14 protein-coding genes are annotated in these 19210 nt (G+C 53.0%); 8 read left to right on the top strand and 6 right to left on the bottom strand.

Going from position 1 to position 19210, the window contains the following annotated elements:
• The first annotated feature begins 104 nt into the window (after positions 1 to 104).
• From nanT to nanQ, 4 genes are read left to right on the top strand one after another with little or no spacing between them, the layout of a single operon-like run.
• The gene (nanT, locus tag OH663_RS03325; protein WP_045448119.1) at positions 105 to 1595 is read left to right on the top strand and encodes a sialic acid transporter NanT; all 1491 of its coding nucleotides are present in this window, start codon (positions 105 to 107) and stop codon (positions 1593 to 1595) included.
• Positions 1596 to 1642: 47 nt separating this feature from the next.
• Entirely contained in the window at positions 1643 to 2332 is a 690-nt protein-coding gene (locus OH663_RS03320) for an N-acetylmannosamine-6-phosphate 2-epimerase (protein WP_200010088.1), read from the top strand.
• Entirely contained in the window at positions 2329 to 3198 is an 870-nt protein-coding gene (gene nanK, locus OH663_RS03315; protein WP_048220476.1) for an N-acetylmannosamine kinase, read from the top strand. The genes OH663_RS03320 and nanK overlap by 4 nt, the downstream gene beginning before the upstream one ends.
• 2 nt (positions 3199 to 3200) lie before the next feature.
• Positions 3201 to 3668: an N-acetylneuraminate anomerase gene (nanQ, locus tag OH663_RS03310; RefSeq protein WP_045448113.1), complete on the top strand. Its 468-nt coding sequence runs from the start codon at positions 3201 to 3203 to the stop codon at positions 3666 to 3668.
• Between the two features lie 64 nt (positions 3669 to 3732).
• Here the strand turns inward: nanQ and OH663_RS03305 are convergent, their stop codons facing one another.
• The 4 genes from OH663_RS03305 to gltB all read right to left on the bottom strand — a co-directional run bounded on the left by OH663_RS03305 (position 3733) and on the right by gltB (position 12395).
• Positions 3733 to 5013, bottom strand: coding sequence for a cytosine deaminase (locus tag OH663_RS03305; protein ID WP_045448111.1), 1281 nt, complete (start codon positions 5011 to 5013; stop codon positions 3733 to 3735).
• A complete protein-coding gene (gene codB, locus OH663_RS03300; protein WP_263525684.1) occupies positions 5003 to 6253 on the bottom strand; it encodes a cytosine permease in 1251 nt (416 codons plus the stop codon). The genes OH663_RS03305 and codB overlap by 11 nt, the downstream gene beginning before the upstream one ends.
• Before the next feature lie 250 nt (positions 6254 to 6503).
• Positions 6504 to 7922 carry a glutamate synthase small subunit gene (locus OH663_RS03295; protein ID WP_200010087.1) on the bottom strand — a complete coding sequence of 473 codons (1419 nt, stop codon included), beginning with the start codon at positions 7920 to 7922 and terminating at the stop codon, positions 6504 to 6506.
• 12 nt (positions 7923 to 7934) lie between these two features.
• A complete protein-coding gene (gene gltB / locus OH663_RS03290; protein ID WP_144243087.1) occupies positions 7935 to 12395 on the bottom strand; it encodes a glutamate synthase large subunit in 4461 nt (1486 codons plus the stop codon).
• 684 nt (positions 12396 to 13079) lie between these two features.
• Between gltB and mnmL the strand changes: the two genes are divergently transcribed.
• The 4 genes from mnmL (at position 13080) to mtgA (ending at position 18039) form a co-directional block, all read left to right on the top strand.
• Positions 13080 to 14009, top strand: a complete 930-nt coding sequence (gene mnmL / locus OH663_RS03285; protein WP_200010086.1) for a tRNA modification radical SAM protein MnmL/YtqA — start codon at positions 13080 to 13082, stop codon at positions 14007 to 14009.
• Positions 14010 to 14103: 94 nt separating this feature from the next.
• Positions 14104 to 16440, top strand: coding sequence for an aerobic respiration two-component sensor histidine kinase ArcB (gene arcB, locus OH663_RS03280; protein ID WP_045448104.1), 2337 nt, complete (start codon positions 14104 to 14106; stop codon positions 16438 to 16440).
• A gap of 229 nt (positions 16441 to 16669) precedes the next feature.
• Positions 16670 to 17323, top strand: coding sequence for an isoprenoid biosynthesis glyoxalase ElbB (elbB, locus tag OH663_RS03275; protein ID WP_045448101.1), 654 nt, complete (start codon positions 16670 to 16672; stop codon positions 17321 to 17323).
• On the top strand, positions 17320 to 18039 hold the full coding sequence (gene mtgA, locus OH663_RS03270; RefSeq protein WP_200010084.1) for a monofunctional biosynthetic peptidoglycan transglycosylase: 720 nt from the start codon (positions 17320 to 17322) through the stop codon (positions 18037 to 18039). Before elbB ends, mtgA begins: the two co-directional genes overlap by 4 nt.
• A 47-nt stretch (positions 18040 to 18086) precedes the next feature.
• On the opposite strand, the gene npr is transcribed toward mtgA, so the two are convergent.
• Positions 18087 to 18359 carry a PTS phosphocarrier protein NPr gene (gene npr, locus OH663_RS03265; RefSeq protein ID WP_045448095.1) on the bottom strand — a complete coding sequence of 91 codons (273 nt, stop codon included), beginning with the start codon at positions 18357 to 18359 and terminating at the stop codon, positions 18087 to 18089.
• Positions 18356 to 19210, bottom strand: a complete 855-nt coding sequence (gene rapZ / locus OH663_RS03260; RefSeq protein ID WP_003025085.1) for an RNase adapter RapZ — start codon at positions 19208 to 19210, stop codon at positions 18356 to 18358. Before rapZ ends, npr begins: the two co-directional genes overlap by 4 nt.

Here is a 19210-nt window from a genome sequence, read left to right as displayed (position 1 = left end):
ATAGCCGGGGGCGCTTCGTTTGCCCGGCCTACATATGTCGATCGTAGGCCGTATAAGGCAACGCCGTCATCCGGCACAACAACAAAAATCGTCGGGAGAGTAAAATGAGTACTTCTACCCAGAGCATCCCGTGGTATCGCCATCTCAACCGTGCGCAATGGCGGGCATTCTCAGCTGCATGGCTGGGATATTTGCTGGATGGTTTTGATTTTGTGTTAATCGCCCTTGTGCTGACGGAAGTACAAGGTGAATTCGGGCTGACGACGGTGCAGGCTGCCAGCCTGATTTCAGCAGCCTTTATTTCTCGCTGGTTTGGTGGACTGATGCTGGGGGCGATGGGCGACCGTTACGGGCGTCGTCTGGCAATGGTCACCAGTATTATTCTCTTCTCTGTGGGAACACTGGCCTGTGGTTTTGCGCCGGGTTACACCACTATGTTTATCGCTCGTCTGGTTATCGGTATGGGGATGGCGGGTGAATATGGCTCCAGCGCGACCTATGTTATTGAAAGCTGGCCTAAACACCTACGCAACAAAGCCAGCGGTTTCCTGATTTCTGGTTTTTCTGTGGGGGCGGTGATTGCCGCTCAGGTATACAGCCTGGTGGTTCCGGTCTGGGGATGGCGCGCGCTGTTCTTCATTGGCATCGTACCGATTATCTTCGCCCTCTGGTTGCGCAAAAATATTCCGGAAGCTGAAGACTGGAAAGAAAAACACGAAGGCAAAGCGCCAGTGCGCACAATGGTGGACATTCTCTATCGGGGTGAACATCGGGTTATCAATATACTGATGACCCTCGCTGCTGCGACCGCGCTGTGGTTCTGCTTCGCGGGTAACCTGCAAAACGCGGCAATCGTGGCGATCCTCGGGCTGATATGCGCCGTCATCTTCATTAGCTTTATGGTGCAAAGCAGCGGTAAGCGCTGGCCAACGGGCGTGATGTTGATGGTGGTTGTGCTGTTTGCCTTCCTCTATTCGTGGCCGATTCAGGCGCTGTTGCCAACCTATCTTAAAACTGAACTGATGTACGACCCTTCAACGGTTGCCAGGGTGCTGTTCTTTAGCGGCTTTGGCGCGGCGGTTGGCTGTTGCGTCGGCGGCTTTCTTGGTGACTGGCTGGGGACCCGAAAAGCCTATGTCTGTAGTCTGCTGGCATCGCAATTGCTGATTATTCCGGTGTTTGCGATTGGTGGTACAAACGTCTGGGTACTGGGGTTGCTACTGTTTTTCCAGCAAATGCTTGGGCAAGGGATCTCCGGGATCTTACCGAAACTGATTGGCGGTTATTTCGATACCGATCAGCGTGCGGCGGGTTTGGGCTTTACCTATAACGTCGGTGCATTGGGTGGAGCGCTGGCACCGATCATCGGGGCGCTGATTGCACAACGTCTGGATCTGGGGACTGCGCTGGGATCGCTTTCGTTTAGCCTGACCTTTGTGGTGATCCTGCTGATAGGCCTCGATATGCCGTCCCGCGTGCAGCGCTGGCTGCGACCGGAAGCGCTGCGCACGCATGATGCCATTGATGGTAAACCGTTCAGTGGAGCTGTGCCGTTTGGCGGTGATAAAAGTGCTTTCGTGAAATCAAAAGGTTAATCCGTTTGCCCGGTCCTGAGCCGGGCAATTTTCGTAAGGGAAGAAGTATGTCGTTACTTGAACAACTGGATAAAAAAATTGCCGCTAACGGCGGACTGATTGTTTCTTGCCAACCTGTTCCTGACAGCCCGCTGGATAAACCTGAGATCGTTGCTGCCATGGCGCTGGCGGCAGAGCAGGCCGGCGCTGTGGCACTGCGTATCGAAGGTGTGGAGAACCTGCGTGCTACTCGCGCAGTGGTTTCGCTGCCGATTATTGGCATTCTTAAACGCGATCTGGATGATTCCCCGGTACGTATTACCGCTTTTTTAGAGGATGTTGATGCGCTGGTGCTGGCTGGCGCGGACATTATTGCCATTGATGGTACCGATCGTGTGCGGCCTGTACCTGTTGCAACGCTGCTGGCACGCATCCATCAGCATCAAAGGCTGGCGATGACAGACTGCTCCTCGCTGGAAGATGGTCTGGCATGCCAAAAACTCGGGGCTGAAATTATCGGTACCACGCTTTCTGGTTATACAACGGCAGAAACACCGGAAGAACCAGACCTGGCACTGGTGAAAGCGTTGAGTGATTCTGGTTGCCGGGTGATTGCTGAAGGGCGTTACAACTCTCCTGCACAGGCTGCTGAAGGGGTGCAACATGGTGCATGGGTCGTCACGGTCGGCTCTGCCATTACCCGACTGGAACACATTTGCCAGTGGTACATCACAGCAATGAAGAAGGCGATGTTATGACTACGCTGGCGATTGATATCGGCGGCACTAAACTGGCTGCCGCGCTGGTGGATAGCGACCTGCAAATCCGCGATCGCCGTGAATTACCTACGCCAGCCAGTAAAACACCGGATGCGCTGCGGGCTGCACTAAAAGCGCTGGTTGAGCCGCTGCAGACGCAGGCAACGCACGTAGCCATTGCCTCGACTGGCATTATCCGTGATGGGGTACTGCTGGCGATTAATCCGTTAAATCTTGGTGGGCTGGTGCACTTTCCACTGGTGCAGACGTTAAATGATCTGACTGGTTTGCCGACGATGGCGGTTAATGATGCACAGGCAGCTGCGTGGGCGGAATATCGCGCTCTTGCTGATGAAATAAGTGATATGGCGTTTATCACCGTTTCGACCGGCGTTGGTGGCGGTGTAGTCAGCAACGGTAAATTACTTACCGGGTCCGGTGGCCTGGCCGGGCACCTGGGGCATACGCTGGCCGATCCGCACGGGCCGCTCTGCGGTTGTGGACGCGTGGGCTGCGTGGAGGCTATTGCCTCAGGTCGCGGGATTGCCGCCGCCGCTCGGGATGATCTCGCCGGATGTGATGCGAAAACTATTTTTGTGCGTGCAGCCCAGAGGCATGAGCAGGCTATGCGGTTGGTTGCGCATTCTGCAGCGGTTGTCGCGCGATTGATAGCCGATGTGAAAGCGACAACCGACTGCCAGTGCGTGGTCATTGGCGGCAGTGTCGGGCTGGCTGAAGGGTATCTGGTGCTGGTGGAGTCTTATCTGGCACAAGCTCCCCTGGCCTATCACGTGAAATTACAGGCGGCACATTACCGCCATGACGCTGGATTACTGGGGGCTGCATTGTTGGCCCAGGGAGAATGATTATGATGTCAGGTGATTTGCGTACGCTACCTTCTGCCGGATTACACCCGGTATTACATGAGGCATTAATGCTGGCCGTTGCGGCAATACCGCAGGAAAAAGCGCCCGGAAGCTATGAGCTGCAGGGTGATGATATTTTTATGAATGTCATGCAGTTCGTCACGCAGCATCCAGAACAAAAGAAAGCGGAGCTGCATCAGCAATACATTGATATCCAGGTGTTGCTGGAGGGTAAAGAGCGCATTCTGTTTGGTACGACAGATTCTGCTCGTCAGTGTGAGGCGATTCATGTTGAAGAGGATTATCAACTTTGCAATCAGATTATCGATGAGCAAATGATCACGTTGAAACCCGGGATGTTTGCGATTTTTATGCCGGGCGAGCCTCATAAACCGGGCTGCGCGGTCGAGACTCCTGCGGAAATCAAAAAGGTCGTGATTAAGGTACGTGCCAGCTTATTACATGTTTGACAGGAAACAGTTGTATATGGGGGGCCGCAGTCTGAGCGCCTGCGGCAATATTTGAAACAACAACCTACCGTTTAAACGTTACCGCTTCCGGCTGTGTCAGATGTAACGTTGTCTGGCTTGGTTTCGTCTCGGCAATGACTCGCCCGTGGCGAATTGAATAACGTGCCGGCGTTTGGCGACGAACCGCATCAAACCCGTTTTCAGCAGGTAAAATCACCAGGTTAGCGGAATTTCCCACGCTCAGGCCGTAGTCCTGCAAATGCAGGGTTTTCGCGCTATGGGTAGTGACGAGGTTCAGCCCATCATTAATTTGTCCGTATCCCATCAACTGGCACACGTGTAATCCCATATGCAGCACTTGCAGCATATTCGCGGTTCCCAACGGATACCACGGATCGAAGACGTCATCATGACCAAAGCAGACATTGATATCCGCCTCCAGCATCTCTTTGACGCGAGTTACACCACGGCGCTTCGGATAAGTATCAAAACGCCCTTGCAGGTGAATATTCACCAGCGGATTAGCAACGAAGTTAATGCCCGACATTTTCAGCAGGCGGAAAAGGCGGGAAGCATACGCGCCGTTATAGGAGTGCATTGCCGTGGTATGGCTGGCGGTCACGCGTTCTCCCATTCCGTCGCGATGTGCCAGTGCCGCTACGGTTTCAACAAAGCGTGATTGCTCGTCATCAATTTCGTCACAGTGCACATCGATGAGTCGGTCGTACTTTTGCGCCAGGGCGAAAATTTTATGCAACGACTCAACGCCATATTCACGCGTAAACTCAAAGTGGGGGATTGCGCCAATGACGTCGGCCCCCAGACGCACGGCTTCTTCTAACAGAGCTTCACCGTTGGGGTAAGAAAGGATGCCTTCCTGCGGGAACGCAACGATTTGCAGTTCCACCCATGGCGCGACCTCTTGTTTCACCTCCAGCATGGCTTTCAGTGCCGTGAGCGTGGGGTCTGAAACATCAACGTGAGTACGAACATACTGGATGCCATTGGCCATCTGCCACTTCAGGGTCTGCATTGCGCGGGTCTTCACATCTTCGTGAGTGAGCATCGCCTTACGTTCAGCCCAGCGCTCAATACCCTCAAACAACGTACCCGACAGGTTCCAGTTTGGTTCACCTGCGGTTTGCGTGGTGTCCAGATGGATATGCGGCTCAACGAACGGCGGAATGGCCAAACCGCCTTCAGCATCAAGAACTTCACTCTGCGGTAAAGATGCAGCGTCCTGAGGTTCAATACGGCTAAAACGCCCGTTTTCAATGGTGAGTTGCCACAATCCTTCGCGTCCTTGTAAACGCGCCTGACGAATGGTGAGGGTATTATTCTGCATGGCTGACCTCCGGGGATTTAGCAAGGCTGCGATTGAAAAGTGGATTCAGCAGGATGTAGCTGAATACGCCGCCGAGTACGGCGTTGACCGGCACAACGCCGGGGATATAGTGTCCGGCGGCAATGCCCAGTGCAACGGACAGAATAGCCACCCAGTTTACGGGAATAAACCGCGCGTTGTTGAAATCGGCATACCGGCGATGGTTCAACAGATAATCGGCGATAATCACCCCACCAATAGGGGGGATCGCCGCCGACAGAAAGGTCAGCCAGCCGACAAAGTTATTGTAAAGCCACAGCGCGCACAGTGTACCAATAATGCCGTTTACTACCGAAAGCGTACGGCTGGAAAGACCGGTAATATTGGCAAAACCTAAACCGGATGCGTATAACGCGTTGTCATTGGTCGTCCAGATATTCAGGCCGAGAACCACAATTGCTGGCAGCAGCAGCCCCTGGGCGATCATCACGTCAGAGATATCCGCCTGCCCTACGGCGGCGGCGCCTGCTGCACCGAAGATAAACATTAATGAGTTGCCAAGGAAGAATGCCACCATGGCAATGAGCACCGCGCCTTTGGCATTACGGCCAAAGCGGACGAAGTCGGCGGTCAGTGTACCTGCGCTGACAAACGAGCCTACCACCAGCGCCAGTGCGGTTGAAAAATTCAGCGGCGTTTGCGGCACAATCGTTTTTAAATGATCCAAACCACCTACGTCGCTCACCGCCAGCCAGACCGAGTAGCTGCCAAGAATAACGATAGCGGGTACGGCGATGACAGATAACACCGTCAATGCCGAGATGCCAAAAAAGATGGTCATTGTCATCAACAGGCCGGAAACGGCAATCAGGATATTGACGTCAATTCCCGTCGCTTTGCCAACCGGGATGGCGAACATTGCCACGCCAACGCCAAACCAGCCCACCTGCGTACCGCCCAGTAGCATCGAGGTAAGCCAGGAACCTTTTATACCAAATGAGTAACGTGCGAGGAGGTGGGTGGATAACCCTGTTTTTGCGCCAATGTAACCGAGAAATGCAGTGTAAATACCGAGGAGGAGATTACCGAAGAGAACTGCCAGGAAGAAATCATTATAGGAAAGACCGGTACCGAGTGTGCCTCCGGTCCACATACTTGCTGAAAAGAACGTTAACCCCAACATCACAAACGTCAGTGGAACCACGCCTTTTCGCGCCGCCAGAGGGACGGGGCCCTGGCTATAATTGTTATCTTGCGACACAACGCCTCCTTGAATTTGGACCAAAAAATCCGCCGCATAATATACAGTTTCCAGAGTAAAGCAAACGTTTCCGTCTAATTATTACTTTGTTTTCATTCGCGGTATTGATGTGTTGGGGGATTGATTCGGAGAGTTTTTCCCGTTGAAAATCGTGTTGTCATGCTGGCTTACATGACAGTGCTTGATGGTATTGCGGCAGGAATTTGGTATCTCATCCACGGATACAGATGAGATACCAGAAGAAGCTGGATTACACTTCCAGGTAATTCATAATCCCGTCAGCAGCTTTACGGCCTTCGGCTATCGCCGTTACCACCAAATCCGAACCGCGCACGATGTCACCACCGGCGAAGATTTTTGGGTTGCTGGTCTGGAAGGCGTTGTCACTGCGTTCCGGAGCAATAATACGCCCCTGCGAATCGAGTTCGACGCTGTGTTTAGCCAGCCACTCCATGCTGTGCGGGCGGAAACCAAACGCCATAACAACCGCATCAGCAGGAATAACGTGCTCGGAACCCGCGACGATCTCCGCGCGACGGCGACCTTTGGCATCCGGTGCGCCCATCTCAGTACGCGCCATTTTTACGCCGCAGACTTTACCGTTGGCGTTGACTTCAACACCTAATGGCTGGACGTTGAACTGGAATTCCACGCCCTCTTCACGCGCATTTTTCACTTCGCGTTTAGAACCCGGCATGTTTTCTTCGTCGCGACGATAGGCGCAGACAACGTGTGATGCGTTTTGACGAACAGAAGTACGCACACAGTCCATCGCCGTATCACCACCGCCCAGCACAACCACGCGTTTGCCTTCCATGCTGATGTATGGTTCGTCGCTGCTTTCGCCAAAGCCCATCAGTTGCTTGGTATTGGCAATCAGGAACGGCAGGGCGTCAAACACGCCATCGGCGTCTTCGTTTTCCAGTCCGCCGCGCATCGACTGATAGGTGCCTACGCCAAGGAACACGGCGTCGTAATCCTTCAGCAAATCGTCGAGTTGTACGTCGCGACCGACTTCAACGTTGAGTTTGAACTCTATGCCCATGCCGGTGAAAATTTCACGGCGGCGGGTCATGACCTCTTTCTCCAGCTTGAAGGCCGGAATACCGAAGGTTAGCAGGCCGCCGATCTCCGGATGGCGGTCAAACACCACGGCCTTCACACCGTTACGGGTCAGCACGTCAGCACAGGCCAGACCAGCCGGACCGGCGCCGATAATCGCCACGCGTTTGTCGGTCTGGCGAACGCCAGTCATATCCGGACGCCAGCCCATCTCAAACGCTTTATCGTTGATATAACGTTCAATGTTGCCGATAGTTACCGCGCCAAACTCGTCGTTCAGCGTACAGGAACCCTCACACAAACGGTCCTGTGGGCAGACACGGCCGCAGACTTCCGGCAGCGTGTTAGTCTGGTGAGACAGCTCCGCTGCTTCAAAAATACGTCCCTCGTTGGCGAGCTTCAGCCAGTTCGGAATGTAGTTATGTACCGGGCATTTCCATTCGCAGTATGGGTTACCGCAGGACAGGCAGCGATCCGCCTGCGCCTTGGCCTGACCTTCGGAAAATGGCTCGTAAATTTCGATAAACTCGATCTTGCGGATCTTCAGCGGTTTCTTCGGCGGATCAACGCGCTGCAGGTCGATAAATTGGTATACGTTCTGACTCATTGCTGCTACCCCTTACTGCGCCTGCACACGCAGCTCAGCTGCGCTACGACTACGGTGACCCAACAGTGCTTTCACATCACTGGATTTTGGTTTAACCAGCGCGAATTTCGCCGAGAATGCCGGCCAGTTGGCCAGGATCTCTTCGCCGTGTGAAGAACCGGTATGCTGTACGTGTTCGGTAATAAGCCCGCGCAGATGCTCTTCATGGATAGCCAGAGAGTCCACACTCAACACTTCGACCAGTTCAGGGTTTACGCGTTTGCGGAATTCGCCGTCTTCGTCCAGCACGTAGGCGAACCCGCCCGTCATACCCGCACCGAAGTTGACGCCTGTTTTCCCAAGAATACAGACGATGCCGCCGGTCATATATTCGCAACCGTTGTCACCAATGCCTTCTACTACGGTAATCGCGCCTGAGTTACGTACGGCGAATCGTTCACCCGCTCGACCCGCGGCGAATAAACGACCACCAGTAGCACCGTACAGACAGGTGTTGCCGATGATGCTTGCTTCATGGCTACGGAAGGCAGACCCCACCGGTGGGCGTACAGCCAGCAAGCCACCCGCCATACCTTTACCGACATAGTCATTGGCATCTCCGGTCAGATACAACTCAACGCCACCTGCGTTCCATACACCGAAGCTTTGTCCTGCAGTACCGCTGAAATGCGCTTTGATAGGATCGGAGGCCAGCCCCTGATCGCCGTGCGTTTGTGCGATATAGCCAGACAATGATGCGCCGACAGAACGATCGGTGTTGCGGATATCGAACCAGAAAGTTTTACTCTGGCGATCATCGACAAACGGTTTCGCCTGCTGCAGTAATTGTGCGTTCAGCACGCCGTTATCAAACGGCGGGTTGTTCTCGGTGCAGAACAGCGCTTTACCCGGATGCGGCTCGGCGGTTTCCAGCAGCCGGGACAGCTCCAGTTTCTGCTGTTTGGCGGTGTATCCTTCCAGCTCGGTGAGCAGATCGGTACGGCCAATCAGGTCTACCAGGCGTTTCACGCCCAGTTGCGCCATCAGCTCTCGGGTTTCACGGGCAACAAATTCAAAGTAGTTGGTGACTTTGAACGGCAGACCATGATAGTGATTCTTACGCAGTTTTTCGTCCTGAGTCGCCACGCCAGTTGCGCAGTTGTTCAGGTGGCAAATACGCAGATATTTACAGCCCAGCGCCACCATCGGACCGGTACCGAAGCCGAAGCTTTCCGCTCCCAGAATTGCCGCTTTGATGATATCGACGCCAGTTTTCAGTCCGCCATCAACCTGCAAACGAATCTTATGGCGCAGACCGTTAGCCACCAGTGCCTGTTGGGTTTCAACCAGACCCAGTTCCCACGGACAACCCGCATATTTTACTGACGAGAGTGGGCTGGCTCCGGTGCCGCCGTCATAGCCTGCGATGGTGATGAGATCCGCATACGCTTTTGCCACACCGGTAGCGATGGTGCCGACGCCAGGTTCGGAAACCAGTTTGACGGAGATCATCGCTTTCGGGTTGACCTGTTTCAGGTCGAAAATCAGCTGCGCTAAGTCCTCGATTGAGTAGATATCGTGGTGCGGCGGCGGGGAGATCAACGTCACGCCCGGTACCGAATAACGCAGTTTGGCGATGTACGGAGTCACTTTATCACCCGGCAACTGACCACCTTCACCCGGCTTCGCGCCCTGTGCGACTTTAATCTGAATCACATCGGCGTTAACCAGATACGCCGGGGTAACTCCGAAGCGGCCGGAAGCGACCTGCTTAATGCGTGACACCTTGTTGGTGCCGTAACGCGCCGGATCTTCACCGCCTTCACCGGAGTTAGAGTTGCCGCCGATGCTGTTCATTGCTTCGGCCAACGCTTCGTGCGCTTCCGGACTTAATGCGCCGATAGACATCGCTGCGGTATCAAAGCGTTTAAACAGTTCTGTTGCTGGTTCTACGTCGTTAATGCTTATGGCTTCATCACCAGGCGTGATTGCCAGCAGGTCGCGCAGCGTCGCCGCCGGGCGCTCATTTACCAGTTTTGCATATTCCTGATAGTCGCTATATTCCCCGCTTTGTACCGCCTGTTGCAGAGTACGTACCACGTCTGGGTTGTAAGCGTGGTATTCACCGCCGTGAACGTACTTCAGCAGGCCGCCCTGACTAATCGGTTTACGTGCCAGCCAGGCATGCTTGGAGAGATTCAGCAGATCCTGCTGGAAATCGGCAAATCCAGCACCGCTGATGCGACTGACTACGCCCTGGAAGCAGAGCGCAACGACGTCATCATGCAGACCAACGGCTTCAAACAGCTTAGAGCAGCGGTAAGAGGCGATCGTCGAAATGCCCATTTTGGACATGATTTTGTACAGGCCTTTGTTGATGCCGTTACGGTAGTTCTGCATCACGGTCCGGTAATCTTTGGCTATCGCCTGCGTATCGATCAGACGTCCCAACGTCTCATACGCGAGGTATGGATAGACCGCCGTCGCGCCAAAGCCCAACAGGACTGCAAAGTGGTGCGGATCACGTACGCTGGCAGTTTCAACGATGATGTTGGCATCACAGCGCAGGCTTTGTTCTACCAGACGCGTTTGCACTGCGCCGACCGCCATCGGTGCCGGGACTGGCAAGCGGTTTTTGGCAATGTTACGGTCGGAAAGTACCAGCAGCACCGTGCCGTTACGCACCATCTGCTCGGCCTTGTCGCACAGTGCTTTGACGGTCTCTTCAAGCGTGGTTTCGGTCACGTCAAAGGTTATGTCCAGCGTATCCGCGCGATAGTGTTCCTCTTTCATAGTGGTGAGCTGTTTGAAATCGGAGTACAGCAGGATCGGCGATTTGAAACTCAGACGGTGTGCCTGGCCTTCCGCTTCGCAGAAGACGTTCATCTCACGACCGATGCTGGTGGCCAGTGACATCACATGCGCTTCACGCAGCGGATCGATAGGCGGGTTAGTCACCTGCGCAAACTGCTGGCGGAAGTAGTCATAAATAATGCGTGGCTGACTGGAGAGTACAGCAAACGGGGTATCGTCACCCATTGAGCCAACCGCTTCCTGACCATTTTCACCCAGCACGCGGATGACGGAATCCAGCTCTTCAGCGCTGTAATTAAACTGCTTCTGGTAGCTGGCAAGGGTGTCATCGTCCAGCTCGCGGCTACCGACCTGATCGTCAGCCAGATCTTCAAACGGTACCAGACGGCGGACATTTTTCTCCATCCACTCTTTGTACGGGTGGCGGCTTTTTAGATCGTCATCGGTTTCGGCTGAGTGCAGAATGCGCCCACTGCGGGTATCGATAACCATTAGTTCGCCCGGACCGACGCGGCCTTTCTCGACAACTTCATCCGGCTGATAGTCCCAAATCCCCACTTCAGAGGCGCAGGTGATGAGCTTATCTTTGGTGATCACGTAGCGTGCCGGGCGCAGGCCGTTACGGTCCAGGTTACATGCGGCAAAGCGGCCGTCAGACATAACAATACCTGCCGGACCATCCCATGGCTCCATGTGCATGGAGTTAAAGTCAAAGAATGCGCGCAGTTCCGGGTCCATGTCAGGGTTGTTCTGCCAGGCTGGTGGCACCAGCAGGCGCATGGCCCGGATAATGTCCATGCCGCCTGCCAGAAGCAGCTCCAGCATGTTATCCATTGAGCTGGAGTCGGAGCCGGTTTCGTTGACGAAAGGAGCGGCATCATGGAGATCAGGGATCAGCGGCGTCTGAAATTTATAGGTACGTGCGCGGGCCCACTGACGGTTACCGGTGATGGTGTTGATCTCACCGTTGTGCGCCAGGTAGCGGAACGGTTGCGCCAGCGGCCAGCGTGGTACGGTGTTGGTGGAGAAGCGCTGATGGAACAGACAGATAGCTGATTCCAGACGCAGGTCCGCCAGGTCCAGGTAAAAGCGCGGCAGGTCCGCCGGCATACACAGACCTTTGTAGATGTTGACCAGGTTAGACAAGCTGCAGACGTAGAAGTCTTTATCTTCCTGGAGGCGTTTTTCGATACGGCGACGCGCGATGAACAGGCGGCGTTCCATGTCGCGCGGACGCCAGCCCGCAGGGGCGTTAACAAAAATTTGCTCAATTCGAGGCAGGGAGGAGAGGGCGATTTCACCGAGGACACCTTCGTTGGTGGGTACTTCGCGCCAACCAACAATCGACAAGGTTTCCTGCTGTAATTCTTCTTCAACAATGCGACGAGATGCAGCCGCCAGTTCAGCGTCTTTATTTAAAAAGATCATGCCGACGGCGTAGTTTTTGGCTAAACGCCAGCCGCGCTCCTGAGCAACGATACGAAAAAAGCGGTCAGGTTTTTGTAACAGCAGGCCGCAACCATCGCCGGTTTTACCATCGGCAAGAATTGCGCCACGGTGCTGCATACGGGCCAGCGCGTGTATGGCGGTACGCACTACCTTGTGGCTAGGTTCGCCTTCTATGTGGGCGATCAGGCCGAAACCACAGTTATCCTTCTCAAGGGATTTATCGTACAACATATCAGTGAACCTCCCCAGGCTCTGCGAGATCCCCATCTGAACCGTTGCGCACGGGCACACCAAGAGCATGGCGACGGGGTTTGCGTGTCATACGCTTACCTCGCATTCGCCCTCTTTATCCTTTTCGCACAGGTCAAACAAGTTTGAGGACTTGCTTCAGAGGGAATCTCAATTACTGCATAAATATGATGAGCAGACTGCTCATCCAGAAAGCTTCCAGCGGATTTCCAAGTTATCGGGAATCCACACACAGGTCAAATGGCAATCTTATTTATACAAAAATGTGCTATAGGAAGATTAACTTTATGAATATATTGAAATTAAAGGCATTTTTACATTGATTTAACGTGTGTGGAATGGATGGTGAAGTGTGATCTGTCTCACTGTCAGAAAGGCCTGTTATCCCTCGTCCTCCCTTTGTTTATCGTGATGACTGGCATTTTATGCTGGATTTTAGAGTTTTGGCGTCTTAAAGATACTGTTTTTATACAAGAGCTAAAAGAACATAAAAAAAATAGCGGGATATAAGGAAAAATAATCACATTTGGATTGAATGAAATTTCGGTTATTTTGATTTGTTATGCAATAAATAAAGGCACGCCAGGGCGATTGATCCAGGTCATCGCCAACGGGGGCTAAAAATGGCAGGCTTTGGCCTCTTTTCAAGGCGCGGTCTATCAGATTATGCAGTTACAGAAATTAGTCAATATGTTTGGTGGGGATCTTTCTCGTCGTTATGGGCAAAAAGTTCATAAACTCACGCTGCACGGTGGGTTTAGCTGCCCAAATCGCGATGGTACCATCGGACGCGGTGGATGTACTTTCTGTAATGTGGCCTCTTTTGCCGATGAGGCCCAACAGCATCATTCCATTGCCGAACAGCTTGAACATCAGGCGCACCTGGTGAATCGCGCTAAGCGCTATCTGGCCTATTTCCAGGCCTATACCAGCACCTTTGCGGAAGTGCAGGTGCTGCGTTCTATGTATCAGCAGGCGGTCAGTCAGGCCAATATTGTTGGTCTGTGCGTTGGGACGCGCCCCGATTGTGTTCCGGAAGCGGTGCTTGATCTGCTTTGCGAATATAAAGATCAGGGATATGAGGTGTGGCTGGAGCTGGGGCTGCAAACTGCGCATGATAAAACCCTGCACCGCATCAATCGTGGACATGATTTTGCCTGCTATCAGCGAACCACTCAGTTAGCGCGTGAACGCGGGTTGAAAGTGTGTTCGCACCTTATTGTCGGTCTGCCGGGAGAAGGGCAAATGGAATGTCTGCAAACGCTGGAACGTGTGGTGGATACCGGAGTCGATGGAATTAAGCTGCATCCCCTGCATATCGTGAAGGGCAGCATTATGGCGAAAGCCTGGGAGGCCGGGCGCCTGAGCGGTATTGAGCTGGGTGATTACACAGTGACGGCGGGAGAGATGATTCGCCACACTCCGCCAGAGGTTATCTATCACCGAATTTCTGCCAGCGCCCGTCGCCCGACGTTATTAGCCCCATTATGGTGTGAAAATCGCTGGACCGGGATGGTCGAACTGGATAAGTACCTTAACGAATATGGCGTACAGGGGTCAGCTCTGGGACGGCCCTGGAACCCGCCGGCAGTGTAGCGCGATGAGGGAAACTACGCATTTTTGGCACAATCTTAAACGTCGCGCTGAGAATTGAGTATTATTGTGCCAAGTTGTCGTGAAGGAACCCTCTATGAAGCAAATTCGTATGCTGGCGCAATATTATGTCGACCTGATGATGAAGTTAGGTCTGGTGCGCTTTTCGCTGCTATTGGCGCTGGCTTTGGTCGTGTTGGCAATTGTGGTGCAGATGGCTGTCACCATGGTGCTGCATGGTCAGGTAGAAAGTATTGATGTTATCCGTTCAATCTTTTTTGGTCTGTTAATTACCCCGTGGGCCGTCTATTTCCTGTCAGTGGTAGTGGAACAACTGGAGGAGTCCCGACAGCGCCTGTCACGACTGGTACAGAAGCTGGAAGAGATGCGTGAGCGCGATCTCAAGCTTAATGTACAACTGAAGGACAATATTGCTCAGCTCAATCAGCAGATCGTAGAACGTGAAAAGGCAGAAGCGGAGCGCCAGGAAACGTTTGAGCAGCTTAAGGTGGAAATTAAAGAGCGCGAAGAAGCGCAGATCCAGCTTGAACAACAGTCCTCTTTTCTGCGTTCTTTCCTCGATGCGTCGCCGGATCTGGTTTTTTATCGCAATGAGGATAAAGAATTTTCCGGCTGTAACCGTGCGATGGAATTGCTGACCGGCAAGAGTGAAAAGCAACTGGTAAATTTAAAACCGGCTGACGTTTATTCCCCTGAGGCGGCAGAGAAGGTTATCGAAACTGATGAGAAAGTGTTCCGCCATAATGTTTCGCTCACTTATGAACAATGGCTGGATTATCCGGACGGACGTAAAGCCTGCTTTGAAATTCGTAAAGTGCCTTATTACGACCGAGTTGGTAAGCGACATGGTCTGATGGGCTTTGGGCGCGATATTACCGAGCGTAAGCGTTATCAGGACGCACTTGAGCGTGCCAGTCGCGATAAGACCACCTTCATTTCGACTATCAGCCACGAACTGCGAACACCACTGAACGGCATTGTCGGTTTAAGCCGGATCCTACTGGATACGGATCTGACCGCCGAGCAGGAAAAATACCTCAAAACCATCCATGTTTCTGCCGTCACGTTGGGTAATATTTTCAACGATATTATCGACATGGATAAGATGGAACGGCGTAAAGTCCAACTGGATAACCAGCCGATTGATTTCACCAGCTTTATGGCGGATCTGGAAAACCTGTCAGGCCTTCAGGCGCAACAAAAAGGGCTACGCTTTGTCCTGGAACCGACGTTGCCTCTGCCGCATAAGGTCATCACAGACGGGACGCGTTTACGCCAGATCCTGTGGAACCTGATCAGTAATGCCGTGAAATTCACCCAGCAAGGACAGGTCACCGTTCGGGCGCGTTATGACGAAGGAAGTATTCTGCATTTTGAAGTTGAGGATTCCGGGATCGGTATTCCGCAGGATGAGCAGGATAAGATCTTCGCCATGTATTATCAGGTGAAAGACAGTAACGGTGGTAAACCGGCAACAGGTACCGGGATTGGTCTCGCGGTATCCCGCCGTCTGGCGAAGAATATGGGGGGGGATATCACGGTCTCCAGCCAGCCAGGAAAAGGTTCAGTCTTTACGCTAACCGTTCATGCGCCTGCCGTAGCGGAAGAGATTGAAGACGCCTTTGAAGAGGATGATATGCCGTTGCCAGCTCTGAATGTGTTGCTGGTAGAGGATATTGAACTGAATGTGATTGTTGCGCGTTCAGTGCTGGAAAAACTAGGCAACAGCGTGGATGTCGCGATGACCGGGAAAGCTGCGCTGGAAATGTTCAAGCCGGGGGAATACGACCTGGTACTGCTGGATATTCAGTTGCCGGATATGACGGGGCTGGATATCTCCAGAGAGCTTACCCAAAAATACGCGCGTGAAGACCTGCCGCCGCTGGTGGCGCTTACTGCCAACGTACTGAAGGATAAGAAAGAATATCTTGATGCGGGAATGGATGACGTGCTGAGTAAGCCATTATCGGTTCCGGCGTTAACCGCCATGATCAAAAAATACTGGGATACCCGAAACAAAGAGGAGAGCACTGTGACATCTGAAGAAAGCAGTAAATCGCAAGCGCTGTTAGATATTCCCATGTTGGAACAATACCTCGAGCTGGTGGGACCGAAGTTGATTACCGATGGGCTGGCGGTGTTTGAGAAGATGATGCCGGGATATTTGAGCGTCCTGGAGTCCAATCTGACTGCGCGTGATAAAAAAGGCGTTGTTGAAGAAGGCCACAAAATCAAAGGTGCTGCGGGATCGGTTGGCCTGCGACATCTGCAGCAACTGGGACAGCAAATTCAATCACCAGACCTTCCTGCCTGGGAAGATAACGTGGCTGAATGGATTGAAGAGATGAAGCAAGAGTGGCAACACGACGTGGCGGTATTAAGAGCCTGGGTAGCGAGCGTGGAAAAAAAATGACCCCGGCTTAACCGGGGTGCGCGAATACTGCGCCAACACCAGGGAAATCGTGGCTGCGCCGTAAATTATTATCATTGTTTACAAGGGCGCAGCCCTAAATTTCAGGCCGCACGCAGTTAAGATAGCAAATCTTAAATAATTTGTTACATGAATCAGTTAAATGTGTGAAGCGTAGCATTTTAATAAGAATTATTAATATGCTTCAGTCAGTTGCGAAAGGAGTATCTTGATGAAAAAAGTTGGCGTTGTGCTCAGTGGATGTGGTGTGTATGACGGTTCAGAGATCCATGAAGCCGTGCTAACCCTTCTGGCGATTGCTCGCAGCGGTGCTCAGGCTATCTGTTTTGCACCGGATAAACAGCAGGTGGATGTCATTAATCATCTGACGGGTGAGCCGATGCAGGAAGCACGCAACGTCCTGATTGAAGCAGCACGTATTGCGCGGGGTGATATCCGTCCTCTGGCCCAGGCTGTTTCTGCTGAACTTGATGCGCTGATTGTTCCTGGTGGGTTTGGCGCGGCGAAGAATCTGAGTAATTTTGCCAGCCAGGGCAGCGAATGTCGGGTTGATAGCGATTTGGCCGCGCTGGCGGTCGCTATGCATCAGTCAGGAAAACCGCTGGGGTTTATGTGTATTGCTCCGGCGATGCTGCCAAAAATCTTTGATTTCCCACTGCGTCTGACAATTGGCACCGATATTGACACCGCGGAAGTGCTGGAAGATATGGGGGGCGAACATGTGCCTTGTCCGGTTGATGATATCGTGGTCGATGAAGACAACAAAATCGTCACTACACCGGCTTATATGCTGGCGCAGGATATAGCCCAGGCCGCAAGCGGTATCGATAAGCTGGTGGCGCGCGTGCTGGTACTGGCTGAATGAGAAAAGGGGTCGCCGTCTTTTTGCGGCGTATTTTTCTGCGGGTGGTTGTTGTCCTCGCCGTTTTTTGGGGCGGCGGCATCGCGCTATTTAGCGTGGTGCCGGTGCCTTTCTCGGCAGTGATGGTCGAGCGGCAGCTTGGAGCATGGTTACAGGGACATTTCAGCTATGTGGCGCATTCAGACTGGGTCAGCATGGACGAGATATCGCCACTGATGGGGCTGGCGGTGATTGCAGCCGAGGACCAAAAATTTCCCGAACACTGGGGATTTGATGTCTCCGCCATAGAGAAAGCGCTGGAGCACAACGAACGTAACGAAAAGCGTATTCGCGGCGCGTCGACGTTGTCGCAGCAGACGGCAAAAAATCTTTTTCTGTGGGATGGGCGTAGCTGGGTGCGTAAAGGTCTGGAGGCTGGTCTGACGCTGGGTATGGAAACAGTCTGGAGCAAGAAACGTATTCTGACCGTCTATCTGAATATTGCTGAGTTTGGCGATGGTGTATTTGGCGTGGAAGCGGCGGCGCAGCGGTATTTCCATAAGCCCGCCAGCCGGTTGAGTCTGTCAGAAGCGGCATTACTGGCGGCGGTATTGCCAAATCCTCTGCGTTTTAAGGCGAATGCACCTTCAGGCTATGTTCGTAGCCGTCAGGCGTGGATCATGCGTCAAATGCGCCAGCTTGGCGGTGAGTCGTTTATGCGGGAAAATAAGCTGTATTAATCGGTGGTGTCGGATGGTGGTGTAAACGCCTTATCCGACCTTCCGGACTACTCTTCGTCAAACCCTGAATTAAACAACGCAATAACCGCTGCAAGGGCTTCAACTTCCTGTGGGCCAGAGGCTTCAATCTCTATCTGACGGCCTTTGGCGGAATCCAGCATTAGCAATGCGATAACGCTGTTTGCTTCGGCTTCCGTTCCTTCATCATTACGTAGCAGTACTTCTGCTTCAAAACCCTGCATTAATTCAAACAGTTTCATTGCGGGCCGGGCATGCATGCCCAGCTTATTCGTGATTTCAACAGTTTGCTTCACGGTCATGATTTACGTTTTTCCAGCGTACGATGGCGTGACTGTACGTTTTTACCGCGTGAGCGGAAGTAGTCTGCCAGTTGCTCTGCAATATACACCGAACGGTGCTTCCCGCCGGTACAGCCGATGGCTACGGTGAGGTAGCTGCGGTTGTTCGTCTCCAGCATGGGTAACCATAGCTCAAGATAGCTGCGAGTCTGGTAGATAAAATTGTGTACTTCTGTGTGTCGATCGAGGAAGGCGGCGACAGGCCTGTCAAGACCGGTCATCGGACGTAGTTTTGGATCCCAGTGTGGGTTAGGCAGGAATCGCACATCAAAGACGTAATCCGCATCTATTGGGATACCGTGTTTGAAACCAAAGGACTCGAATACCATCGTCAGTTCACGTTCACGTTTACCCAACAGTCGGGTACGTAACATTTCCGCCAGTTCGTGCACGGACATTTCCGAGGTATCAACGATCAAGTCTGCGCGGGAACGCAGTGGTTCCAGTAAATCACTTTCTTTATCAATCGCGCTTTCCAGAGATAAGTTTTTGCTGGAGAGCGGGTGCAGACGTCGCGTATCGCTGTAGCGGCGAATCAGCGTGTTACGGTCAGCATCAAGGAACAACAGCTGCGGTGAGAAGCCCTCTGGCAGGTTATTCATCGCCTGTTCGAAAATCTCTGGTGACTCAGGCATGTTGCGCACATCAATGCTGACAGCCGCAGAAATTTGGCGATCGGCAAGCGTTCTAGCCAGATCGGGCAACAACACGACGGGGAGGTTATCCACGCAGTAAAAACCCATATCTTCCAGCGCTCGCAGGGCGACAGATTTTCCCGACCCTGAGCGACCGCTGACGATCATCAGTACCAT

It is taken from the genome of Citrobacter sp. Marseille-Q5395 (genome assembly GCF_947057495.1).
Classification (GTDB): domain Bacteria; phylum Pseudomonadota; class Gammaproteobacteria; order Enterobacterales; family Enterobacteriaceae; genus Citrobacter; species Citrobacter murliniae.
This window is presented reverse-complemented; position numbering and strand designations above follow the sequence as displayed.